This is a genomic window from Pseudomonas sp. B20(2017) (genome assembly GCF_002113125.1).
In the GTDB taxonomy this organism is placed as follows: domain Bacteria; phylum Pseudomonadota; class Gammaproteobacteria; order Pseudomonadales; family Pseudomonadaceae; genus Aquipseudomonas.
In genome coordinates this window covers 92,588-114,458 of the sequence record NZ_NEJP01000020.1, presented here as the reverse complement: position 1 = coordinate 114,458, position 21,871 = coordinate 92,588, and the positions used below count along the sequence as shown (strand labels likewise).

Genomic DNA, 21,871 nt, shown 5'->3' with positions numbered 1-21,871 from the left:
AACAACTTCAACCACTTGCGCTTCCGATCTCTCGTTAGCGGGAGGCGAATTCTACAGCGTTACACGCTGCTGTCAACACCTCTTTTTCTCCGCTTTCGACCGAGAAGATCGAACCGTTGAAAGCGCCAGAAAAACCGGCATTTCCAACCCCTTCCAGGCTTCGATGAACTGAAGCGACCCACCTTCGAAACCTACTTAACTCATTGAATCTCAAGGAGTTTTCCGTTTCGGCTGCGCCGGAAGTGGGGCGAATTATAGAGACTCAGAATCTGCCGTCAACCCCTTAATTTCGCTTTTCCTGAAAAACCTGCTTTTTACCCATCAAACGCGGGATCCGGCGGGTCAATGGAGGAATACGCAGCGCCAAAAGGAAAACACCTATAAAGGCATAGATTGCCCACTCCTTAAGATCAGCACGCACAATCCACAACATATGCAGCAATCCCAACCCGAGAATCACATACACCAGCCGGTGCAATTTCTTCCAGCGGGCACCTAAACGGCGCTGACTGTATCGGTTGGAGGTAATCGCCAATGCCAACAACCCCAGAAAACCCAGCGCCCCCACAATGATGTAGGGACGCTTGCGCAGCTCGACACCCAGTTGCGACCAGTCGAAACCGAGAATGAACGCCATATAGCTGCAAAGATGCAGAACCACATAGGCAAAACACCAGAGCCCCAACTGACGGCGCACGGCAATCCACCCGGCCCACCCCGTAAGTTTCTGCAACGGCGTCATACTCAAGGTGATCAACAGCAACACCAATGTCCCGAGGCCCAGTCGATCAACCAGGACTTTCCCCGGATCTGGCCCGAGCAGATCCGCAAAGGCTTGATAGAACCAGAACAGCGGCCAGATCGCCGCAGCCAGGAAAACACCTACGCGCCAGATCGGATATCGCATCAGTAGTTCTTCCGCAGATCGAGCCCTGTATATAAAGAAGCGACCTCATCCGAGTAGCCGTTGAACATCTGCGTATCACGCACATTCGGCTTGAACAGACTGTTAGGCAGTCGCCGCTCCCGCGCTTGAGTCCAGCGTGGATGGTCGACCGTAGGGTTCACATTCGCATAGAACCCATACTCATCAGACGCAATGCTCTGCCAGGTTGTCTTCGGCTGCTCGCTGACCAGACTTATCCGCACGATGGATTTGACGCTCTTGAATCCGTACTTCCATGGCACGACCAGACGCAACGGCGCACCGTTCTGGTTTGGCAACTCGCGGCCATACATACCCACCGCCAGAATCGCCAAGGGATTCATCGCCTCATCCAGACGCAAGCCTTCTACATAGGGCCAGTCGATCAGGGCAAATCCCGAACGCTGTCCAGGCATGCTCTTCGGATCCTGCAAGGTTTCGAAGCGAATGTATTTGGCACTGGAAGTAGGTTCTACCTGCTTCAACAGTGCCGAGATGGGAAAACCGATCCAGGGAATTACCATCGACCACGCCTCGACACAACGAAGTCGATAGATGCGCTCCTCCAACTGGTACGGTTTCATAAAGTCTTCCAGAGCATAACGCCCCGGCTTACCCACCTCCCCGTCCACAACGACACTCCACGGTTCGGTTTTCAACGAACCAGCATTGGCCGCCGGGTCCCCCTTGTCGGTGCCGAACTCATAGAAGTTGTTGTAATGGGTCGCGTCTTTGAAAGGTGTGATCGCCTCATCCTTGACGTTTACCGCGCCCCATTTGACAGAGGGCAGCTTCTCGGCGAACCAGGCGGGCGCCTTCCCGGCTTCGACATCGGCATATCGGGCAGCCTCTTCGGCACTGGCCCAGCGCGGCAGACTGCTCATGGCCAAACCGGCCGCGGTCGCTCCGAGCAATTGTCGGCGAGAGAGATAAATGGATTCAGGCGTGACGTCCGACTCATGGCAGTCGGACGCTTTGGGGACTTTGATCAGCATGGCAACTCCGCAGTTATGGAGGACAGATGCACCATAGACTGCGGAGTATGAGGGAAATTACATCACTCGGCGTGTTTGTGACGACGAAGATGCAACAGATACTGCACCGGGCCCGACGCGGCATAGGCGAGGAACACCAGCAGCAGAATGCGAGGCGGATCGCTGAACACCACAGCAAAGACCAGCACCACCGCGAGAATCGCCACGAAAGGTACGCGCCCCTTCAGATCCAGTTCCTTGAAGCTGTTGTACTTGATGTTGCTGACCATCAGCATCCCGGCGGCCGCTACCATCAGCGCAACCAGGAACGACATCTTCGACCCCTGGATCCCGTAATCGCTGAACGCCCAGACAATCCCCGCAACTACACCGGCAGCAGCCGGGCTGGCAAGACCAATGAAGTAGCGCTTGTCGGCAGTCCCCACCTGAGTGTTGAAGCGCGCCAGACGCAATGCGGCACCCGCCACATAGATGAAGGCAACCATCCATCCGACCTTGCCCATGTCACCCAACGCCCAGCCGAAAGCCAGAAGCGCCGGTGCCACACCAAAGGCAACCATGTCCGACAGCGAGTCGTACTCGGCGCCGAACGCACTTTGGGTATTGGTCATGCGCGCTACACGACCATCAAGGCCGTCGAGCACCATGGCGACAAAAATCGCGATAGCGGCGAAGGCGAAGTACTTGCTCGCATTCGCCGCGTCTCCGGCGCTCAACGCAGCCTGGGCACTCATCGAGTTGATGATGGAATAGAACCCTGCGAACAGGTTCGCAGTGGTGAACAGGTTCGGCAGAAGATAGATACCACGATGCCGGACTTTACGGCCTTCTGCGTCATGCCCTTCTTCGATGTGCTCATCGATGGGCAGCAGGCTTTCGGCGTCGGAAGCCTGGTTCGGCTCTTCGGGACGTTCGCTCATGGACATTACCTTGCAACGGATTGGACATTTTCGACAGGTGTCTGGGACGACGGTTCGGCCACAAACGATGCAGCTTTATACCAGAACCGCCCGCCCATACGAAAAAACGCGGCCGAGGCCGCGTTTTTTCATACAAGGTTCGACAACTTAGTTTTTGGCTTTGTCGACGATCTTGTTGGCACCGATCCACGGCATCATGGAGCGCAGTTGCTCGCCGATGATTTCGATACCGTGAGCGGCGTTGTTACGACGCTTGGCGGTCATCGAAGGGTAGCCGGTTGCGCCTTCGCTGATGAACATTTTGGCGTATTCGCCGTCCTGAATACGTTTCAGGGCGTTGCGCATGGCCTGACGGGATTCGGCGTTGATCACTTCCGGGCCGGTCACGTACTCGCCGTATTCAGCGTTGTTGGAGATCGAGTAGTTCATGTTGGCGATACCGCCTTCGTACATGAGGTCAACGATCAGTTTCAGTTCGTGCAGGCACTCGAAGTAGGCCATTTCCGGCGCGTAGCCAGCTTCAACCAGAGTTTCGAAACCGGCTTTTACCAGCTCAACGGTACCGCCGCACAGAACGGCTTGTTCGCCGAACAGGTCGGTTTCGGTCTCGTCCTTGAAGGTGGTTTCGATGATGCCGGTACGACCGCCACCCACGCCGGCGGCGTAGGACAGTGCAACGTTCTTGGCGTTGCCCGAGGCGTCCTGGTAGATCGCGATCAGGTCAGGGATACCGCCGCCTTTCACGAACTCGGAACGTACGGTGTGGCCCGGGGCTTTCGGCGCGATCATGATCACGTCGAGGTCGGCACGCGGAACAACCTGGTTGTAGTGGATCGCGAAGCCGTGGGAGAAGGCCAGGGTGGCGCCTTTCTTGATGTTCGGCTCGATTTCGTTCTTGTACAGCTGGGACTGGAACTCGTCCGGGGTCAGAATCATGACCAGGTCGGCACCGGCAACAGCGGCAGCCACGTCGGTCACTTTCAGGCCGTGGGCTTCAGCCTTGGCAACGGTAGCCGAACCTTTACGCAGACCGACAGTAACGTCGACACCGGAATCTTTCAGGTTGCACGCCTGGGCGTGGCCCTGGGAGCCGTAACCGATGATGGCAACTTTCTTGCCCTGGATGATCGACAGGTCGCAGTCTTTATCGTAGAAAACTTTCATGAATTTCCCCTTTATATCCAGGCCGTTCAGGCCATTCGCTAATTTGGTTTAGATGCTGAGTACTTTGTCGCCGCGGGCAATACCGGTGACGCCACTGCGGACGGTCTCCAGAATCGATGCGGTGCCGATGGACTGAATGAAGCTGTCGAGCTTGTCGCTGGTACCGGTCAGTTGAACGGTATACACGCTGGCGCTGACGTCGACGATCTGTCCACGGTAAATATCGGTGGTGCGTTTGATCTCGGCGCGCTGGGCGCCAGTGGCCTTGACCTTGACCAGCATCAGCTCGCGCTCGATGTGAGCGCTTTCCGACAGGTCCACCAGCTTGACCACTTCGATCAGCTTGTTCAGGTTTTTGGTGATCTGCTCGATGATTTCATCGTGGCCGACTGTGGTCAGCGTCAGACGCGACAGGGTCGGGTCTTCGGTTGGCGCCACGGTCAGGCTTTCGATGTTGTAGTTGCGCTGCGAGAACAGGCCGACTACGCGAGACAAAGCACCGGGTTCGTTTTCCAGAAGCAAGGAAATAATGTGCCGCATGATTAGGTACGCTCCGTCTTGCTCAGCCACATATCGCGCATGGAGCCGTCTTTGATCTGCATCGGATAGACGTGCTCGCTGGTGTCGACCGAAATGTCGATCACCACCAGGCGATCTTTCATGGCGAACGCCTCTTCCATCTTCGACTTCAAATCTTTCGATTCGGTGATGCGCACGCCGACGTGGCCATAGGCTTCAGCCAGCTTGACGAAGTCAGGCAAGGATTCCATGTAGGAGTGCGAGTGACGGCTGCCGTAACTCATGTCCTGCCACTGACGGACCATGCCCAGAACACCGTTGTTCAGGATGACGATCTTGACCGGCAAACCGTATTGCAGGCAGGTCGACAGTTCCTGGATGTTCATCTGGATACTGCCTTCACCGGTGACGCAAGCAACATCGCTGTCAGGGAAGCTCAGAGCGATACCCATCGCGGCCGGCAGACCGAAGCCCATCGTGCCCAGGCCACCGGAGTTGATCCAGCGGTTCGGCTTGTTGAACTTGTAGTACTGCGCAGCAAACATCTGGTGCTGACCCACGTCGGAGGTCACAAAGGCGTCGCCCTTGGTCACTTCGCATAAGGTTTCGATCACGGTTTGTGGCTTGATCTTGCTGCCGTCGCCCTTGTCGTAAGGGAACAGGCCGCGATCACCGCGCCACTCATCAACCTGCTTCCACCAGCTCGCAACCGCTTCCTTGTTCGGGGTTTCGCCGATTTCCTTGAGGATCGCGACCATTTCGGTCAGGACGCTCTCCACCGGACCAACGATTGGCACGTCGGCCTTGATGGTCTTGGAAATCGAAGCCGGGTCGATGTCGATGTGAATGATCTTGGCGTTCGGGCAGAACTTCGGCGCGCCGTTGATCACGCGATCATCGAAACGCGCTCCGACTGCCAGGATCACGTCGGCATGGTGCATCGCCAGGTTCGCGGTGTAGCTGCCGTGCATGCCGAGCATGCCGATGAACTGACGATCAGTGCCAGGGTAGCCACCCAGGCCCATCAAGGTATTGGTAACCGGCAGGTTGAGCATTTGCGCCAGTTCGGTCAGCGGCGCGGAGCCGTTGCCGAGGATCACGCCACCGCCGGAGTACAGCACGGGACGCTTGGCCGCCAGGAGCATTTCTGCCGCCTTGCGGATTTGCCCGGAGTGACCGCGAACGGCTGGGCTGTAGGAACGCAGTTTGGCTTTCTTCGGGAAGATGTATTCGAACTTCTCGGCCGGGTTGGTCATGTCTTTCGGGATATCGACCACGACCGGGCCCGGACGACCGGATTGCGCCAGGTAGAAGGCTTTCTTCATGACTTCCGGGATTTCCGAAGCGTGCTTGATCATGAAGCTGTGCTTCACGATCGGCCGGGAGATACCGATCATGTCGGTTTCCTGGAACGCATCGGTGCCGACCATGGTGCTTGGCACCTGACCGGAAATGATCACCATTGGAATCGAGTCCATATAGGCGGTGGCGATACCGGTGATGGCGTTCGTGGCGCCTGGACCGGAAGTCACCAATACCACGCCGGCTTTACCGGTGGCACGGGCGTAGCCGTCAGCCATATGGGTAGCCGCTTGTTCGTGACGAACCAGGATGTGGGTCACTTCCGGTTCTTTGAACAGGGCATCGTAAACATGAAGAAGAGCACCACCCGGGTACCCGTAGATATATTTGACGCCTTCGTCACGCAAAAAGCGGACGAGCATCTCACCGCCAGATAAAAGCTCCACGTTGTTCACCTCTAAAACGCCAGAATACCGTCCACAAAAAAAGCGAACGGGTCTTAATAGGTTTACTTCTCGGCAGAGCATGAGCGACGGTGGTCGCCGACTACGTCAGCACTGACTGAGCAAGTATTGGGATCGTCCCAAGTGTTGCGGGCCTTTCCCACCCAGCGCGAGGTAACGCGTTGCGGGTGTAACAGGTCGACGCGGATATGCGCCTCATGATCTGCCGAGAGGGTCTGCTTCTGGCAGTCCCTGTACAGCGGACTTTGGATTCTTCTGTTTCGCCCTCTGCAAGTCAAGCCGTCAATGTGCTTAATTGTGGGTAAGCACATGAGAACGCAAGAAAAAACCTGGAAACCGCTACTCTGTTAGCTTCAATTGCGCAGTTTTGCCAAGGAATCAGCATGCGAACGCTTCTCTTAACCCTGCTAATCGGCGCCAGCCCATGGTGCATGGCCGCTCAGATCTACAAATGGGTCGACGCCCAGGGCGTCACCCATTTCGATCAACAGCCACCGCAAGGACAGTCATCCACCGCAGTGAAGACGCCCTCCTCTCCCGCACCAATACCGGCCGCATTACCTGGCAGCGGCGCGCTGGGCGACCAGAAGGCCATCGATGATAAGGTCAAGAAGCAGGTGGCCGAGCAACAGAATCAACTCAAGGCATTTTGCGAACAGGCGCGCACGAATCTCGCGCAACTGCAGAACAATCCGCGTTTGAGGGAGGAAGTGGACGGAGAGTTGCGGCGGTTGAGCGAAGACCAGCGTCAGCAACGTACCGCGGAGGCACAAAAACAGATTGCGGAAAACTGCCAGTAAGCACTGGCAGTTTCCAATTCAGCGCGAAGCGGTGATCAGCAGGTCGAACTCTTTGAGCAACACCTGAAGCTGCCGATCCTTGCCCTGCAGATTGCGCTGGGCAAAAACCATCTCGGCCATTTCCTGAATGCCCGAGGCATTGGGCAATGGCAGATCCTGTTCGAGGATCATCTTCATCCGCGGCAGGAAGATCCATTGCAGCCACTGCTCGAAATCGAGAGTGTCGACCGAAAACGGCTCGACACTGCTCAGGGCCTCAGCCGAGGGCTGGACGTCATCCCACCAGCCCTGGGCGCGCAGTTCGCGCTCGATCAACAGCAATTGATCGGCGACTTTGGAGAAACGACTGTCCATCACAGCGAAACCTTGGCCTTCTGACGGGCCAGAGTGGCGCCGGCGGAATCACCTTGTTTCTCACGCGCCTGAGCGATCAATTCCCACAGACTGGCCTGCAAGTCCGGACGACCATTGGCCATGGTCAGTGCACGACGAGCAGTCTGCTCGGCTTGCGGCGCATCGCCCTGGGCCATGCGCACCTGCGCCAGGCGGTACAGCACTTGCGGCTCGCGCGGCGCTACACGCTGGGCGCGCTCCAGGCTGGAGGACGCGCCGTTGAGGTCGCCACCGGCCTGCTGCTGTTGCGCAGTGGTCAAAAGTGCGAGTACCGGGCCGTCCAGCTGTTCATCGGCAGACAGACCTCCGCCGCTGCTGGCTGAAGGAATGCCGCTCGGCGTCGAAGGCATGCTGTAGCTGCCGGAGCTGATCGGCGCCGACTCGACCGCCGACGGGTTGTACGGCCCCGGCGTGATGCCACCCGACGCCGGGCCCGGAACGATCGGCGAGGTGCTGATCGGTGCCGAAGCCGCTGCGCCGCCCGGCACCATCACCACCACGCCGGTATCGCCTTGCGGAATCGCCTGGGTCTGGGCCTGTGCAGGACGTTTTACCGTCGTTTGACGGAAACCGCCATTGGCCGAAATGCGCTCGCTGTTGGACACGGCGGTACCGGCATCCACGACCGGGATCGAACCACGCTGTACGGTGGAGCAGCCGCTGAGCAAAGCCACGGCGGTCACCGCTGGAATCAACCACTTGTTCACTTGAAACCCTCTTTGCTTAATTCATCCAGCCCTTGACCCAATCCATCACCGACTCGCCCGACGCCGGGCTTTCGCCCGCGCAGGAGGCGCCGGGTGGCGGTTCGCTGCCGCGAATATACGGCATCTGCACGGCGCCCGGACAGTTGGCATCAGAACCCTGGCCGGTACGCGAATCGACCCAGGCCTGCACCACGTTATCCGGCTGCGGCATGTCCAGCGGCAGCGGATCGGCCTTGCGCATGAAACTGGTCCAGACCTGCAACGCACCGGTGGCCCCGGTGAACGGCGTCTTGCCGTTGTCGTCACGGCCGAGCCAGACCACCGCCAGCAGATCCTGGCTGAAACCGGCGAACCAGCTGTCGCGCGAATCGTTACTGGTGCCGGTCTTGCCGGCCAGTGTCAGGGTTCTTGGCAACACGTTATAAACCGAACTGCCAGTACCTTCACGCATGACCCGCTGCATGGCGTTCTGGATCAGGTAGATCGAGGCCGGATCGAACCGCTGCTCGATCTGAAACGGATAACGCTTGAGCGGCTCGCCCTCGGCAGTCAGCACGCTGCGGATCCCGCGCATCGGCGTATTGAAGCCACCGTTGGCCAGGGTCTGGTACATCGTCGCGACTTCGATCGGGGTCATGCCGCCCGCCCCGAGCAGCATCGACGGGAACGCCGGGAACTCGCGGGTTACACCCAGACGCCCGATGGTCTTGAGGACATTCGGAACCCCCACCGCCAGCCCGAGACGCGAGGTCGACAGGTTGTAGGAATGCGCCAGCCCTTGATACAGGAACACCGTACCGTGGGAGCGACGGTCATAGTTCTGCGGTTTCCAGACCTGGCCATCCGCGCCCTTGATGGAAAGCGGGTCATCCGACAGCCAACTGGTGAGCGTGTACTGGCTCGGTTTCTCCAATGCAGTCAGATAAACCGCAGGCTTGACCAGCGAACCGATCGGCCGTACTGCATCCAGTGCCCGGTTGAACCCGGCAAAACTCGCCTGGCGGCTGCCGATCATGGCCTGGACTTCACCGGTCTCCGGATTGGTCACGACCATCGCCGCTTCCACATCATCGGAACCTTTGCGACCGGACAGACGCTTGAAGGTGTCGTTGACCGACGCTTCAGCTTTCATCTGCAGGATCGGATCGAAACTGGTAAAGATCCGCAGGCCTTCTTCGGTCAAGTCTTCGTCGCGATAGTCTTCACGCAACTGACGCTTGACCAGATCGATGAAGCCCGGGAAGGAACTGTCGGCCAATTTGCCGCGCGTGGTCACGCCCAGTGGCATTTTCTTTGCGGCGGCCACCTGTTCGGCGGAAGCGACACCCTGCTGCTCAAGCACATCGAGCACCAGATTGCGTCGCTCCAGCGCACGCTCCGGGTTGCGACGCGGGTTGTAATAGGACGGGCCTTTGACCATCCCGACCAACAGCGCGACCTGATGCAGTTTCAACTCGGACAAAGGCTGAGCGAAGAAGAACTGGCTGGCCAGACCGAAACCGTGCACTGCACGCTGACCGTCCTGACCGACAAAGACTTCGTTGAGGTAAGCCTCAAGGATTTCCTTTTTGTCGTAATGCAGCTCGAGCAGCATCGCCATCATCGCTTCGGTGAGCTTGCGGGTCAGGCTGCGTTCGTTGGTGAGGTAGAAGTTCTTGACCAGTTGCTGGGTCAGCGTACTGCCGCCCTGAGTCATCTTGCCGCCCGAGGTGTTGACCCAGACTGCGCGGGCAATCGATTTCGGCGATACGCCCCAGTGGCTGTAGAAATCCCGGTCTTCCACGGCGACCAGGGTTTCCAGCAGATACGGCGGCACCTGATCGAGCTTGATCAGAATCCGGTCTTCCAGGTTTTTCGGGTAGATGCCGCCGATCATCAGCGGCTCCAGGCGTACCACGGAGAGCTTCGAACCGTTGATCGCCGAGAGTTCGGCCACGTAATCGCCGGAGAAACGCACGCGCACTGGCTGCGGTTTCTCGAGGCCTTCATAGAACTGGAAGCCACGGGTATTCAGATCAACCGTGTTGCCATTGACCGCCGCCGCGCCGGGACCGTTGCTCACGGCTTCGCGGCGATAGCCCAGGGCATCGAGTTCGGTGAGGAAATCGTCCTTGCTCAGCTTCTGTCCGACGAATAGCTCGAGCGGACGCGCGTACACCTTGGCAGGGATGGTCCAGCGCTTGCCGGAGAACTTCTCCTGCACCACGGCATCGAGGTAAACGGCGAAGCCAGCCAGCACCACAAGGCCGACCAGACTGAGTTTAAGGGCCCAGTCCAACCATGGGCGCAGGCCCCGGGAAGCTGGTTTTTTAGGGGTACGGGGGGATCGAGTACGAGTCATGGCGGCGGATTATACGCACTTTATTCATACTCAACAGGAGCGCTCGGAGGTTTGCGTCGGGCTGGCGAGCGGCCATAATGAGCGCCTTGAATTTCCCCCAGTCTCTGAAGGATCGTCCGTGAGCCAGTCCCTGATCGCTGCCCTGCAAAACCCGGCCCTCTACCCGCACCCCGTCGAAGGGTTCCAGGTCATCGAAACCCATATCTCGTGGGTACTGCTCACCGGTCCCTACGCCTATAAAGTGAAGAAGCCGGTGAATTTCGGCTTTCTCGACTTCACCAGCCTCGAATCCCGTGAGCACTTCTGCGGTGAAGAGCTGCGCCTGAACCAGCGCCTGACCGAAGATTTGTACCTGGAAGTGATTCCAGTGACCGGCAGCGCCGAAGCCCCGCAACTGGGCGGCGAAGGTCCGGCCATCGAATACGTGCTGAAAATGCGCCAGTTCCCGCAAACCGGCCTGCTCAGCACCCTGCAAGCCAATGGCGAGTTGACCACCGCGCACATCGACGCGATGGCCGAGCAGATCGCCCGCTTCCACCTCAACGCGCCGAAAGTCCCGGCCGAGCACGATGCCGGCACGCCTGACAGCGTGATGGCGCCAGTGCGCCAGAACTTCGAACAGATCCTGCCGTTCCTCAGCGACAAGAACGATCTGCTGCAACTCGACGCCCTGCAAGCGTGGGCTGAAAGCAGTTTCGATCGTCTGAAACCGCTGTTCGCCCAACGCAAGGCCGACGGTTTCACTCGCGAGTGCCACGGTGACATTCACTTGGGCAACGCCACGCTGATCGACGGCAAAGTCGTGATCTTCGACTGCATCGAATTCAACGAACCGTTCCGTTTCACCGACGTCTGGGCCGACACCGGTTTCCTGGCGATGGACCTGGAAGACCGTGGCCTGAAATCCCTGGCCCGTCGTTTCATCAGCCAATACCTGGAACTGACCGGCGACTATCAAGGCCTGGAAGTGTTGAACTTCTATAAGGCTTACCGCGCGCTGGTACGGGCGAAAGTCGCACTGTTCAGCATGCCGGCCGATGCGACTCCGGTGCAGCGCGCCACCACCCTGCGCCAGTACCGTAACTACGCCAATCTGGCGGAAAGCTACAGCACCATTCCTTCGCGCTTCATGGCGATTACCCACGGCGTGTCCGCTGTAGGCAAAAGCCATGTAGCGATGCGTCTGGTCGAAGCACTGGGCGCGATCCGTCTGCGTTCCGATGTCGAGCGCAAGCGTCTGTTCGGTGAGCAAACCGTTGCCAATGATGTTCAGGCCGGGATCTACAGCGCCGATGCCAGCACCGCGACTTATGCTCGTCTGCATGAAATCGCCGAAGTGATCCTGCACGCCGGTTTCCCGGTGGTGATCGACGCCACTTACCTCAAGCGCGAACAACGCGACAACGCCGCCAAAGTCGCTGAAGCCACTGGCACGCCTTTCCTGATCCTTGACTGCAATGCTCCGCAGGCAGTGATCGAGAGCTGGCTGGCGATTCGTCAGGCAGACAAAAAAGATCCGTCCGACGCGACCCTCGCCGTGATCGAAGCTCAACAAGCCAACCGCGAAGCCCTGACCCCGGAAGAAATCCTGCGCAGCAAACGCGTGCAGACCAATGAATCCGGGACCCTGGATACTGTCGTGGCGCAGATTCGCCAGCGCCTGCCAGGTCTGTAAGAAACTATTTCGGCCGTGAAGCCCTCGCTCGCTTCACGGCCGTCAAATAGTGGCACTATACTGGCATCATAAAACCAACAGGTGATTTGACATGAGCCAGCCGAAACTTCTCGACACCCCGCTTTATGCCTTGCTGCACAAAGACGACATCACAGGTTTCAACAATGAACGCCCGAAAGACGGCCCGATCGACATGGTGGGCGGTGACTTTCGCGGCCTCGACCTGCGCGAACTGAACGCCGATGGCGTGGACTTCCGGGACGCCTACTTCCGTTCCGCCGACCTGCGCGGCATCGACTTTCGCAATGCCTCGCTGGAAGGCGCGAGCCTGGCGCATGCGCAGATCTCCGGGGCCTACTTCCCGCCGGAGCTGAGTGCCGACGAAATCCTGATGTCGATGAATTTCGGTACGCGCCTGCGTTATCGCACTCGCTGAAGCTTCTAAAAACCTGAACCGTCCAGCGCCCCCCCGCTTTGCGCTGGACTGCGTGCTATTGGTAATTCTCCCTCGCCCTCCCCATCCTGATTCATCAGCGAAAACTGACGTTTCTTAGAAGCGTTTGCGTGGAATCCGACCAAACAACCACGCTTTTCCTACTGATGGCTACACTCCTGAGAAGCTCGCCCACGCACCATTCGGCCGTCGCAAGGAGGCTTGATGAATGATGAACTGCAACACCTGAAGAATCTTGGCAAGACGTCGGCGCAATGGCTGCATGCCGTGGGCATCCACAGCGCCTCGGATCTGCGTCGCCTGGGCGCCGTGGATGCCTATCGGGCCGTGCGCACGCGCGGGTTCCGGGCGTCGAAGGTGTTGTTGTATGCGATCGAAGGGGCGTTGATGGACGTGCACTGGAATGACATTCCCGCCGAGCGCAAGGACGCTTTGAACAAGCAACTGGACGCCATTTCTTCTCGCCACAAGAACTGACAGGCGCCGCACTCATGTACCTGCTCGGGGAAAAATCGGCGCAGGCCGATGCATTGTTCAACCACTTGCAGAGCTTGCCTGCGCAATGGCTCGAAGGCCTGGCGCCATGTGGGCCAGCGCTGGAACTGGAAGCCACGGATGATCTGTTGGCACGTTTGCCGGACGAGCAGTTGTTCTTGCTCACGCAGGGTGTCATCACCGGCCGGCTGGGCGGACGGGGTCTGTTCTATTGGCATGAGGGCGACTTGATCGGCCTGCAACAGGGCCTGGAATGGGCGGATTGCACGCTGTACTCAGACAACCCGCTGACATTACTGCCCTATCGCCGAAGCGATTTGTTTCAACATGTGTATTCCGATTCATCGCGCTCGGAGCAGTTTCTCCGTTACTTGCTTGGGCAAATGGCGTTGCTGGCCCACGCCGTTGCGGAGTTCAAGCCGCGTGAGTTTCGCAGCACCAACGGTTTCAAGCGGGTTGAAGCTGGGAACGTTCTGATCCGCGAGGGCGATGTCGCCGACCATGTGTTCGTGATTATCGAAGGACACGCCGAAGCGTTTGTTAACGGGCACAAGGTAGGCGACGTGCCCAAGGATGAAATATTCGGTGCAATGGCTGTGTTCACGGGCGAGCCGCGCAACGCGACGGTCATTGCCCGGGAGGCAAGCACCGTGATGCTGATTCCGGGCGATCAGTTTCTGAGCATGACCCGCACCAATCCGAAAATCGCTCACAGCCTGATCGAAAGCATGGCGCGGCGTATCGACCAGCTGAACAAGCAGCTCACGGGATTTAACAGCCAGGGCTGACGCCTGTATTCACGGGGCGTTTACGCCATTGCCGGGACAAAACGACAGAAATCAAAAAACAGCAGTTGACTTGGTAATGAGAATCGCTATGATTATCACAACTGGTCGCGAGATCAGTCGATATTCTGAAAAGCCCTTGGTTCGGACTCTCAGATTATCTCCTCATCAGGCTAATCACGGTTATTTGACCCGGTTTTTACCGGGTCTTTTTTTGCCTGTGGAAAAGTCATTTCTTACTGAACTGTTTACGCATCTCGGCGCAATAATCCGGCTTCGGCGTTGCCGGTGTGAACCAGACATAATCAGCCATTGCCGCCGTAACCTGACTGCCCTGCTCCGCCAGCATCAGCACCGTCGGCGCTTCGGGCGCGCCGAGATCCAGCACATGCAGCGGCACACCTACATCCTTGCGCGCGTGATAAGCACCCGCCAACAACAATGCCGGCGCAGGCGCCGCCAACAAACGCGAGGCCATGCGCCGATCCCGTTGTTGCTGAACGGCCAGCATCGCCGGCATTTGTGATGACGGAAGCAAGCCGCAGTGAGAATCGCCGATCTGCTCCAGCAGCGTCTCTTTCACAGATTTGGCATTGCTACGCTCACCGCTCAGAACCGGCGGATCGCGATAGAACGCGCGAATTTCGATGTTATCGAGGTTGGCCGCCAGCAATGGCCAGGATTGCGTCAGAGCGAACCGCACAATCGGTCCGTAGAGATTCCAGTCCCAACCATCCTGCCAGGCCAATGCAGCAGGAAGATCAGCCGGTGGCGTTGCGGCATGGCGCACGTCATCGACGCGCGACTGTTGATCGGGCGTCAGCATTTCCAGCAGGAGACTGCCCTGGGGTCGCGTTTCTTCGAGGTTCTGCAACAACCACAATTGAAGGGCATGGTGATCGGCGTTGTCATGCTGTTCGCCAATGATCAGCCCTGACGGTCTGCTCAGTTGCGTCAGTAATTGCTGCGCCGTCAGACTCTCGCCACTCCGCAGATCACGGATCTCGCCCACGACCGGCGGCGCTGCAACATGCTGGCAACCTGCAAGCCACAACACCGCCAGCAGCAAAATCCCGCGCATACCCTCACCTCGATGACGAAATCAGCGGGCGATGATCAGCGGATGCCCGCGCTCCGGGTGCGGCTGCACCAATACTTCCAGACCGAAAACCGCCTTCAGCGATTCCGGGCGCAATACCTGTTGCGGTGTATCCAGTGCGACCGGCCGGCCGCCCTCCATCAGCAGGATGCGATCACAATAGCGCGCGGCCAGGTTCAGATCATGCAGGATGACCAGCACCGTCGCGCCACGATCGGCAAATTCGCGCACCGCTTGCAGTGTCGTGTGTTGATGCAACGGATCGAGCATTGAGGTCGGCTCATCGAGCAGTAACGTCTGCCCCGCCTGACCCGGCCAGAGCTGCGCCAGCACCCGCGCCAGATGCACCCGCTGACGCTCGCCGCCGGACAGCGCCAAATAACTGCGACCGCTCAGATGCCCGGCATCGGCCGCCGATAACGCGGCAGCGACGATCTCGTCATCGCGCACCCGCCCGCTCTGATAAGGCAGACGCCCCATGCCGACCACTTCCTCGACACGAAAGGCGAAATCCAGGGTCGACACCTGCGGCAACACCGCCAGCCGCTGGGCGCGCTGAGTGCCGCTCCAATGGCTCAATGCCTCACCGTCCAGCAGCACTTCCCCTTCGCTAGCGCTCAACTCGCCGCAAAGTGCACCGAGCAAAGTGCTTTTGCCGGCGCCATTCGGCCCCAGCACGCCAAGCACTTCGCCCGGTTCGAGTTGCAGACTGACGTCGGCCAGAACGGTTTTGCGGCCACGGCGGATATGCAGGTTGTGCGCACGCAACATCAGGCACGCCCTCGCAGTAACAGATAAAGGAAGAACGGCGCACCGATGAACGCGGTGACAATGCCGATCGGCAGCTCCGCCGGCGCCAGCGCCAGCCGCGCCACCAGATCCGCCAGCAGCAACAGGCTCGCCCCGGCCAACACCGATGCCGGCAGCAACACCCGATGATCCGGCCCCGCGAGCAAGCGCACCAGATGCGGCACTACCAGCCCGACAAAACCGATCATGCCCGCCGCCGCCACGGCTGCACCGACGCCCAGCGCCGTGCAGAACACCAGTTCGCGCTTGAGCCGCTCGACATCGATCCCCAGATGCCCGGCTTCCGATTCGCCGAGCAGCAACGCATTGAGCGCCTTCGCCCGACGTGGAAGCCAAAGTGCAACACCGGCAGTGATGATCAGCAGCGGCCACAACCGCGCATAGCTCGCGCCGTTAAGGCTGCCCAGGTTCCAGAACGTCAACGTGCGCAATGTCGCGTCGTCGGCCAGATAGGTAAACAGCCCCACCGCCGAGCTGGCCAGCGCCGTCAGAGCAATGCCCGCCAGCAACATGGTCGCGACATTTGTCTGCCCGTTACGGCGGCCTAGTCGATAGACCAATGCGGTTACGCCAAGGCCACCTAGAAACGCGCAAACCGACAGCAGATAAGGCCCGAACCACTCCGGCAGACCGCCGAAAAATGAACCGCCAACAATCGCCACCGCCGCGCCTAGAGCAGCACCACTGGACACGCCAACCAACCCAGGATCGGCCAGCGGATTGCGAAACAGCCCCTGCATCGCCACCCCGGACAGCGCCAGCACACCGCCGACTGCCAGCCCGAGCAACGTACGCGGCAGACGAATCTGCCCGAGAATCAGTTCAGCCTGTTCCAGCCCGTCCGGCGCCAGCGGCACACCGATCATCCGCAGCGCAGCGCGCAAGGTGTCGAACAGCGGCAGACTGACCGGCCCCAGCGCCAGCGACAGCCAGATCGCCAGCAAACACAGCAGAATCAGGCCGATAAACAAGCCACGGGGTTTGACCAGCGTGGTCATTGGCCGCTCTTGGCCGGATAGAAACCGTCAGTCAGGGTCTTCAGCGCCGCCGGCAAACGCGGCCCGAGTCCGCCCACCAGCAGCGTCGGGTCCAGCTCCAGCACCCGTCCGGTCTTGGCCGCACGGCTGGAATTGAGGATCGGGTTTTCCTTGAACAGCGCCGCTTTCGCCGCCTCGCCGGTCAGCGCACGGTCAGCGAACACCAGCACTTCAGGATCGAGGCTGGCCAGAGACTCCACGGAAAACGGCTTGTACCCGTTGTGCGTCGCGAGGTTATGCCCGCCCGCCTGTTCCAGCAGCCAATCAGCGGCGGTGTCCTTGCCGGCGATCAACGGTTTGCCGCCAGCATGTCCGAGCAGCAACAGCACGCCCGGCGCTTTCTGTTTAGTCTGCGCTTGGGCCACACGCGCCTTCTGCGCATCGAGTTGCTGTTGATAACTTTGCAGCAATTGCGCGGCCTGGTTTTCGGCGCCCAGCAACTGCCCCAGATGGGTAACGTTTTTCTCAAGCGTCGGCAGATCCGGCTGAGCCGAGAACAGTTCCACCTGCACCTTGGCGCTGCGAACCTGCGAGATCACCGGCGGCGGGCCCATTTCTTCGGTGCCAATGAGGATGTCCGGGCGCAGGCTGAGGATGCCTTCGGCCGACAGGCTGCGTTGGTAACCAATACTCGGCAGCGATTTGAGAGACTCGGGATGCTGGCTGGTGGTATCGACGCCCACCAACCTGGACTCACCACCCAGCGCACTCACCCACTCCGACAACGCGCCGCCGGCGCTGACCCAACGTTGCGGCAACTCGGCCGCTGCAGCCTGGTGGCTGACCAAAAGTCCGACACACAGCGCGGCAACGCGGGTACTCAGGCGCATAGACAGCTTCCTTGAAAGGTTTTCCCGGGCATCGGAACGGCAGGCCAAGTATCCTCGGCAGCGGTCACCTCGTCACGGGTGAAGGCGGCCATTTGATAATTGTTTGCATTTGAACGTCAAGCTCGGACATATCCGGACACGAGCCGACATTTGAGGATAGCCATGAAGTTTCTTTGCGCGGGTGCCGATCTGGTTGAGGGCGGCAGTCGCGGTTTCGATATCGACGGGAAAAAACTGTTTGCCGTGCGCCGCGCGGGGCAGGCGTATGTCTACCTCAATCGCTGCCCGCATCGGGGCGTCGGCCTGGAATGGCACCCCGACCAGTTTCTCGACCCGAGCAACAGCTTGATCCAGTGCGCTACCCACGGCGCACTGTTTCTGATCGAGGACGGTGAATGCGTCGCCGGCCCCTGCGCCGGGCAATCGCTGACGGCCATCCCTTGCCGTGAAGACGCGCAAGGGCTTTGGATCGACGTTTAACCGTTGAGCAGCACGTCCAGGCGCCGGTCGATCACCATCTCTTCATGGCTCAACCGCACGCCGTACGCCAGGACTTCGACCCCGCACGCCACAGCCTCGCGCAGCGCAGCGGCATAGGCCGAGTCGATTTCCTCGGCCGGGCGCACCGCTTCGACCCCCGTGAGATTGACGCAGTACAACTGCACCGCACGAATCCCGTCCCGCGCCAGATGCGCCAGCTCACGCAAATGCTTGGCGCCGCGCTGGGTCACTGCATCGGGAAATGCCGCAATCGCCGTGCCGTCGAAACCCAGAGTGACGCTTTTCACCTCAACGTAAGCCGAGCCCGTCGGGTAGTCGAGGCGAAAATCGATCCGGCTCTTTTCCTGCCCGTACGCCACTTCACGCTTGAGCCCGGTAAAACCGTTCAGCTCACTGATGACGCCGGCCTGCAAGGCTTCTTCGACCAGAGCGTTGGCGCGCCCAGTGTTGACGCAAAACAACCGGCCCTGCGGGGTTTCACCGACTTCCCAGGTGCCGGGCAGTTTGCGTTTCGGATCTGTGGAGCGGCTGAACCAGACCTGCCCGCCCTCGACCTGACAATTGAGCATCGAGCCGGTGTTCGGGCAGTGAATGGTCAGCAATTCGCCGCCAACGGTTTCGATATCGGCGAGAAAACGCTTGTAACGACGGATCAACCGGCCTTCTTCGAGAGGAGGATGAAAACGCATCAGCTTTGCCAGCTCTTCAAGCCACGGGCGATGCGTTCCACCGCTTCCTGTAAGCGAGGGAGGTTTTGTGTGTAGGCAAAACGCACATGATGGCCGGCCTGATAGCGGCCGAAATCCAGCCCCGGCGTGAACGCGACATGTTCGGTTTCGAGGAAATGCCGGCAGAACGCGAAGGCATCACCGCCGAACTGGCTGATATCGGCATACAAATAGAAAGCGCCTTCTGGTTCAACAGCGATGTTGAAGCCCAGTTCACGCAGTGCCGGCAGCAGGAAGTCGCGACGACGGCCGAATTCGGCGCGGCGCTCCTCGAGAATCGCGATGGTGTCCGGCTCGAAACAGGCTAGCGCCGCGTGCTGGGCCATGCTCGGCGCGCTGATATAGAGGTTCTGCGCGAGTTTTTCCAGCTCACTGACCGCCGCATCCGGCGCCACCAGCCAGCCGAGACGCCAACCAGTCATGCCGAAATATTTGGAGAAACTGTTGAGGACAAATGCGCTGTCATCGACTTCCAGCACACTAGCCGCGTCTGTCCCGTAAGTCAGGCCGTGATAGATCTCGTCCACCACCAGGTGCCCGTGACGCGCCTTGATGGCTGTGGATAATCCGGCCAGTTCATCGCGGGTCAGAATCGTACCGGTCGGGTTGGCTGGCGAAGCGACCAGCGCACCGACGCTGTCGTGGTCCCAGTGGCGCGCGACCAGATCCGGCGTCAGTTGATAACGGACGTCCGGGCCAACTGGTACAAGCTGCGCCGCCCCTTCGACCAGTCGCAAAAAATGCCGGTTGCAAGGGTAGCCGGGGTCGGCCAGCAGCCAGTGCTTGCCCGGATCCACCAGCAACGCACTGGCCAGCAGCAACGCCCCGGAACCGCCGGGGGTGATGAGAATCCGGCGTGGATCGATGTTCAGGCCGTAGCGCGTTTGATAGAAGCCGGAAATCGCCTCGCGTAGCTCGGGAATGCCACGGGCTGCGGTGTAGCGGGTTTTCCCCGCTGTCAGGGCTTGCTGGCCGGCGCGGATGATCGGCTCGGCGGTGGTGAAGTCCGGTTCGCCGATTTCCAGGTGGATCACGTCGTGGCCGGCGGCCTGTAACTCATTGGCCCGCGCCAGCAATGCCATCACATGGAACGGTTCGATCGCACGACTGCGCGCACTGTAGGGCTGAGCCATTGGCCTTCCTTCAACGAGGGAAAAGAAACGATTCTACCCATCTGCCGGAACGAGCGAGAACCCACAGCGGTCACAGCCTCAAGAACACTGGACTGTAACGACCCGAGCGTACGCTCCAGGATTGACTAAAATCAGTGATTGAGCAGGTTTGCAGCACCGCCGGACATGGCTTGGCAAACATTTGCAAGTCCCATCGGCCACGCGCTCGACATCCGGGAGTAGCGCGGGTCGAATTGATCTGGTAAGTTCGCCCGCTTGCAGCCGCAGGGCCGGCAGGTGTCGGTGATGGAGCAATCCTGCGCAATGGATTACAAGAGTAGAGGCGGTCCATTTCATGCCCACCCAAGCAAAGCAACAGGCAAGTCAGACACTCAGCGGTTTCGAACCTTACGTCCCTAAAGAGGGCGAAGAGTACATGGGCGCGCCTATGCGTGCGCACTTCACCAAGATCCTGACCAAGTGGAAACTGGACTTGATGCAGGAAGTCGACCGCACTGTTGATCACATGAAAGACGAAGCGGCCAACTTTCCTGATCCGGCCGACCGTGCCAGCCAGGAAGAAGAGTTCGCCCTCGAGCTGCGCGCCCGCGACCGCGAGCGCAAACTGATCAAGAAGATCGACAAGACCCTGCAACTGATCGAAGACGAAGAGTACGGCTGGTGCGACTCTTGCGGCATCGAGATCGGCGTCAAGCGCCTTGAAGCCCGTCCGACTGCCGACATGTGCGTCGACTGCAAGAACCTGGCGGAAATCAAGGAAAAGCAGGTCGGTAAATAATCCCGGCCTGAACGAAAAACGGAGCGTGCGAACGCTCCGTTTTTGTTTCTGCTGTTTTTTGACTCTCAAGTAACATCGCCCTCATGACTGCCAACACCTCCTCCGCCTACATTGGCCGCTTTGCCCCGACCCCCAGCGGACACCTGCACTTCGGTTCGCTGGTTGCCGCCCTGGCCTCTTATCTGGACGCACGCTCGGTGGGCGGTCGCTGGCTGGTGCGCATGGAAGACCTCGATCCGCCCCGTGAAGAGCCCGGCGCGCAAGCGGCGATTCTCAAGGCGCTGGAAAGCTACGGTTTCGAATGGGACGGCGAAATGGTCCACCAGAGCGATCGGCATGAAGCCTACGCCCAGGTGCTCGACAGCCTGTTCAATCATGGCCTGGCCTACGCCTGCACCTGCTCTCGCAAACAACTGGAGCCGTACCACGGCATTTATCCGGGTCTGTGCCGCAATGCCGGCCATGACCAGGAAGACGCCGCGATCCGCCTGCGCGTGCCAGAGCTTGAATACCATTTCATCGACCGGGTGCAAGGCGAATACCGCCAGCATCTGGGCCGTGACGTGGGAGATTTCGTGATCCGCCGCCGCGACGGTCTCTACGCCTACCAACTGGCGGTGGTGCTGGACGATGCCTGGCAGGGCATCACCGACATCGTGCGCGGTGCCGATCTGCTCGACTCCACACCGCGCCAGCTCTATCTGCAGGAATTGCTGGGCCTGCGCCAGCCGCGCTATCTGCATCTGCCGCTGATTACCCAGCCGGACGGCAACAAGCTCGGCAAGTCCTATCGCTCGCCACCGTTGGAAGCCGATCAGGCCACGCCATTGCTACTGCGGGCTTTGCGCGCACTGGGACAAAACCCGGGGCCCGAACTGGCCCACGCCTCGCCGCAGGAACTGCTGAACTGGGGCAGCGCCCACTGGGATGCCTTGAAAATCCCGCGCACACTGACCCTGCCCGAAGCGCAACTGCTGTGACGACACTTGCAGTGGCGCGCCCATCCGTTACCATCG

The 21,871-nt window shown here is 59.6% G+C and carries 23 protein-coding genes; 8 read left to right on the top strand and 15 right to left on the bottom strand.

The window, feature by feature from the left end; all coding sequences use genetic code 11:
* Positions 1-283: 283 nt before the first annotated feature.
* From msrQ to CAF63_RS24890, 6 genes are all read right to left on the bottom strand, one after another.
* Positions 284-907 (bottom strand): protein-methionine-sulfoxide reductase heme-binding subunit MsrQ, encoded by a 624-nt coding sequence (gene msrQ, locus CAF63_RS24915; RefSeq protein WP_085689822.1) that lies wholly within the window; start codon positions 905-907, stop codon positions 284-286.
* A complete protein-coding gene (gene msrP, locus CAF63_RS24910) occupies positions 907-1,920 on the bottom strand; it encodes a protein-methionine-sulfoxide reductase catalytic subunit MsrP (protein ID WP_085689820.1) in 1,014 nt (337 codons plus the stop codon). The genes msrQ and msrP overlap by 1 nt, the downstream gene beginning before the upstream one ends.
* A 62-nt stretch (positions 1,921-1,982) precedes the next feature.
* Positions 1,983-2,840 carry a CDP-diacylglycerol--serine O-phosphatidyltransferase gene (gene pssA, locus CAF63_RS24905; RefSeq protein WP_039771608.1) on the bottom strand — a complete coding sequence of 286 codons (858 nt, stop codon included), beginning with the start codon at positions 2,838-2,840 and terminating at the stop codon, positions 1,983-1,985.
* Between the two features lie 147 nt (positions 2,841-2,987).
* Positions 2,988-4,004 (bottom strand): ketol-acid reductoisomerase, encoded by a 1,017-nt coding sequence (gene ilvC, locus CAF63_RS24900; protein ID WP_007959661.1) that lies wholly within the window; start codon positions 4,002-4,004, stop codon positions 2,988-2,990.
* 48 nt (positions 4,005-4,052) lie between these two features.
* A complete protein-coding gene (ilvN, locus tag CAF63_RS24895; protein WP_003205610.1) occupies positions 4,053-4,544 on the bottom strand; it encodes an acetolactate synthase small subunit in 492 nt (163 codons plus the stop codon).
* A gap of 2 nt (positions 4,545-4,546) precedes the next feature.
* The gene (locus tag CAF63_RS24890; RefSeq protein WP_085689826.1) at positions 4,547-6,271 is read right to left on the bottom strand and encodes an acetolactate synthase 3 large subunit; all 1,725 of its coding nucleotides are present in this window, start codon (positions 6,269-6,271) and stop codon (positions 4,547-4,549) included.
* Between the two features lie 401 nt (positions 6,272-6,672).
* On the opposite strand from CAF63_RS24890, the gene CAF63_RS24885 reads away from it, so the two are divergent.
* Complete coding sequence (locus CAF63_RS24885; RefSeq protein WP_085689818.1) at positions 6,673-7,089, top strand: DUF4124 domain-containing protein; 417 nt, start codon at positions 6,673-6,675, stop codon at positions 7,087-7,089.
* An 18-nt stretch (positions 7,090-7,107) separates the two neighbouring features.
* Here CAF63_RS24885 and CAF63_RS24880 read toward each other — a convergent pair whose 3' ends face one another.
* The 3 genes from CAF63_RS24880 to mrcB are packed head-to-tail and all read right to left on the bottom strand — an operon-like array spanning position 7,108 to position 10,530.
* Positions 7,108-7,443: a YqcC family protein gene (locus CAF63_RS24880; protein WP_085689816.1), complete on the bottom strand. Its 336-nt coding sequence runs from the start codon at positions 7,441-7,443 to the stop codon at positions 7,108-7,110.
* The gene (locus CAF63_RS24875; protein WP_085689814.1) at positions 7,443-8,189 is read right to left on the bottom strand and encodes a M48 family metallopeptidase; all 747 of its coding nucleotides are present in this window, start codon (positions 8,187-8,189) and stop codon (positions 7,443-7,445) included. The genes CAF63_RS24880 and CAF63_RS24875 overlap by 1 nt, the downstream gene beginning before the upstream one ends.
* Before the next feature lie 16 nt (positions 8,190-8,205).
* Positions 8,206-10,530, bottom strand: a complete 2,325-nt coding sequence (mrcB, locus tag CAF63_RS24870) for a penicillin-binding protein 1B (protein ID WP_085689812.1) — start codon at positions 10,528-10,530, stop codon at positions 8,206-8,208.
* 118 nt (positions 10,531-10,648) lie between these two features.
* Here mrcB and CAF63_RS24865 point away from each other — a divergent pair, with 118 nt between their 5' ends.
* From CAF63_RS24865 to CAF63_RS24850, 4 genes are all read left to right on the top strand, one after another.
* On the top strand, positions 10,649-12,205 hold the full coding sequence (locus CAF63_RS24865; RefSeq protein WP_085689810.1) for a bifunctional aminoglycoside phosphotransferase/ATP-binding protein: 1,557 nt from the start codon (positions 10,649-10,651) through the stop codon (positions 12,203-12,205).
* 91 nt (positions 12,206-12,296) lie between these two features.
* The gene (locus CAF63_RS24860; RefSeq protein ID WP_007959639.1) at positions 12,297-12,641 is read left to right on the top strand and encodes a pentapeptide repeat-containing protein; all 345 of its coding nucleotides are present in this window, start codon (positions 12,297-12,299) and stop codon (positions 12,639-12,641) included.
* Between the two features lie 222 nt (positions 12,642-12,863).
* On the top strand, positions 12,864-13,136 hold the full coding sequence (locus CAF63_RS24855) for a TfoX/Sxy family protein (RefSeq protein ID WP_064392505.1): 273 nt from the start codon (positions 12,864-12,866) through the stop codon (positions 13,134-13,136).
* Positions 13,137-13,150: 14 nt separating this feature from the next.
* The gene (locus tag CAF63_RS24850; protein ID WP_085689808.1) at positions 13,151-13,942 is read left to right on the top strand and encodes a Crp/Fnr family transcriptional regulator; all 792 of its coding nucleotides are present in this window, start codon (positions 13,151-13,153) and stop codon (positions 13,940-13,942) included.
* 226 nt (positions 13,943-14,168) lie between these two features.
* Here CAF63_RS24850 and CAF63_RS24845 read toward each other — a convergent pair whose 3' ends face one another.
* The 4 genes from CAF63_RS24845 to CAF63_RS24830 are packed head-to-tail and all read right to left on the bottom strand — an operon-like array spanning position 14,169 to position 17,715.
* Positions 14,169-15,020, bottom strand: a complete 852-nt coding sequence (locus CAF63_RS24845) for a ChaN family lipoprotein (protein ID WP_085689806.1) — start codon at positions 15,018-15,020, stop codon at positions 14,169-14,171.
* A 21-nt stretch (positions 15,021-15,041) separates the two neighbouring features.
* Positions 15,042-15,809, bottom strand: a complete 768-nt coding sequence (locus tag CAF63_RS24840) for a heme ABC transporter ATP-binding protein (protein WP_085689804.1) — start codon at positions 15,807-15,809, stop codon at positions 15,042-15,044.
* Positions 15,809-16,792, bottom strand: a complete 984-nt coding sequence (locus tag CAF63_RS24835; RefSeq protein WP_170928972.1) for an iron ABC transporter permease — start codon at positions 16,790-16,792, stop codon at positions 15,809-15,811. The genes CAF63_RS24840 and CAF63_RS24835 overlap by 1 nt, the downstream gene beginning before the upstream one ends.
* A gap of 50 nt (positions 16,793-16,842) precedes the next feature.
* On the bottom strand, positions 16,843-17,715 hold the full coding sequence (locus CAF63_RS24830; RefSeq protein ID WP_085689802.1) for a hemin ABC transporter substrate-binding protein: 873 nt from the start codon (positions 17,713-17,715) through the stop codon (positions 16,843-16,845).
* A 162-nt stretch (positions 17,716-17,877) separates the two neighbouring features.
* Between CAF63_RS24830 and CAF63_RS24825 the strand changes: the two genes are divergently transcribed.
* A complete protein-coding gene (locus CAF63_RS24825; protein WP_085689800.1) occupies positions 17,878-18,195 on the top strand; it encodes a Rieske (2Fe-2S) protein in 318 nt (105 codons plus the stop codon).
* On the opposite strand, the gene sfsA is transcribed toward CAF63_RS24825, so the two are convergent.
* Entirely contained in the window at positions 18,192-18,905 is a 714-nt protein-coding gene (gene sfsA, locus CAF63_RS24820) for a DNA/RNA nuclease SfsA (protein WP_085648760.1), read from the bottom strand. The genes CAF63_RS24825 and sfsA overlap by 4 nt on opposite strands.
* Complete coding sequence (locus CAF63_RS24815) at positions 18,905-20,077, bottom strand: pyridoxal phosphate-dependent aminotransferase (RefSeq protein ID WP_085689798.1); 1,173 nt, start codon at positions 20,075-20,077, stop codon at positions 18,905-18,907. The genes sfsA and CAF63_RS24815 overlap by 1 nt, the downstream gene beginning before the upstream one ends.
* 334 nt (positions 20,078-20,411) lie before the next feature.
* On the opposite strand from CAF63_RS24815, the gene dksA reads away from it, so the two are divergent.
* Positions 20,412-20,855: an RNA polymerase-binding protein DksA gene (dksA, locus tag CAF63_RS24810; RefSeq protein ID WP_039771633.1), complete on the top strand. Its 444-nt coding sequence runs from the start codon at positions 20,412-20,414 to the stop codon at positions 20,853-20,855.
* Between the two features lie 83 nt (positions 20,856-20,938).
* Positions 20,939-21,835, top strand: coding sequence for a tRNA glutamyl-Q(34) synthetase GluQRS (gluQRS, locus tag CAF63_RS24805; protein WP_085689796.1), 897 nt, complete (start codon positions 20,939-20,941; stop codon positions 21,833-21,835).
* The last annotated feature ends 36 nt before the right edge of the window (positions 21,836-21,871 follow it).

Bases quoted from the DNA above. Each gene is read 5' to 3' on its own strand.
- CAF63_RS24815 (WP_085689798.1), bottom strand. From the start codon at position 20,077: ATGGCTCAGCCCTACAGTGCGCGCAGTCGTGCGATCGAACCGTTCCAT.
- CAF63_RS24825 (WP_085689800.1), top strand. From the start codon at position 17,878: ATGAAGTTTCTTTGCGCGGGTGCCGATCTGGTTGAGGGCGGCAGTCGC.
- CAF63_RS24860 (WP_007959639.1), top strand. From the start codon at position 12,297: ATGAGCCAGCCGAAACTTCTCGACACCCCGCTTTATGCCTTGCTGCAC.
- msrQ (WP_085689822.1), bottom strand. From the start codon at position 907: ATGCGATATCCGATCTGGCGCGTAGGTGTTTTCCTGGCTGCGGCGATC.
- CAF63_RS24830 (WP_085689802.1), bottom strand. From the start codon at position 17,715: ATGCGCCTGAGTACCCGCGTTGCCGCGCTGTGTGTCGGACTTTTGGTC.
- CAF63_RS24880 (WP_085689816.1), bottom strand. From the start codon at position 7,443: ATGGACAGTCGTTTCTCCAAAGTCGCCGATCAATTGCTGTTGATCGAG.
- CAF63_RS24845 (WP_085689806.1), bottom strand. From the start codon at position 15,020: ATGCGCGGGATTTTGCTGCTGGCGGTGTTGTGGCTTGCAGGTTGCCAG.
- CAF63_RS24885 (WP_085689818.1), top strand. From the start codon at position 6,673: ATGCGAACGCTTCTCTTAACCCTGCTAATCGGCGCCAGCCCATGGTGC.
- msrP (WP_085689820.1), bottom strand. From the start codon at position 1,920: ATGCTGATCAAAGTCCCCAAAGCGTCCGACTGCCATGAGTCGGACGTC.
- mrcB (WP_085689812.1), bottom strand. From the start codon at position 10,530: ATGACTCGTACTCGATCCCCCCGTACCCCTAAAAAACCAGCTTCCCGG.
- pssA (WP_039771608.1), bottom strand. From the start codon at position 2,840: ATGAGCGAACGTCCCGAAGAGCCGAACCAGGCTTCCGACGCCGAAAGC.
- CAF63_RS24840 (WP_085689804.1), bottom strand. From the start codon at position 15,809: ATGTTGCGTGCGCACAACCTGCATATCCGCCGTGGCCGCAAAACCGTT.
- ilvN (WP_003205610.1), bottom strand. From the start codon at position 4,544: ATGCGGCACATTATTTCCTTGCTTCTGGAAAACGAACCCGGTGCTTTG.
- CAF63_RS24855 (WP_064392505.1), top strand. From the start codon at position 12,864: ATGAATGATGAACTGCAACACCTGAAGAATCTTGGCAAGACGTCGGCG.
- dksA (WP_039771633.1), top strand. From the start codon at position 20,412: ATGCCCACCCAAGCAAAGCAACAGGCAAGTCAGACACTCAGCGGTTTC.
- gluQRS (WP_085689796.1), top strand. From the start codon at position 20,939: ATGACTGCCAACACCTCCTCCGCCTACATTGGCCGCTTTGCCCCGACC.
- CAF63_RS24850 (WP_085689808.1), top strand. From the start codon at position 13,151: ATGTACCTGCTCGGGGAAAAATCGGCGCAGGCCGATGCATTGTTCAAC.
- ilvC (WP_007959661.1), bottom strand. From the start codon at position 4,004: ATGAAAGTTTTCTACGATAAAGACTGCGACCTGTCGATCATCCAGGGC.
- sfsA (WP_085648760.1), bottom strand. From the start codon at position 18,905: ATGCGTTTTCATCCTCCTCTCGAAGAAGGCCGGTTGATCCGTCGTTAC.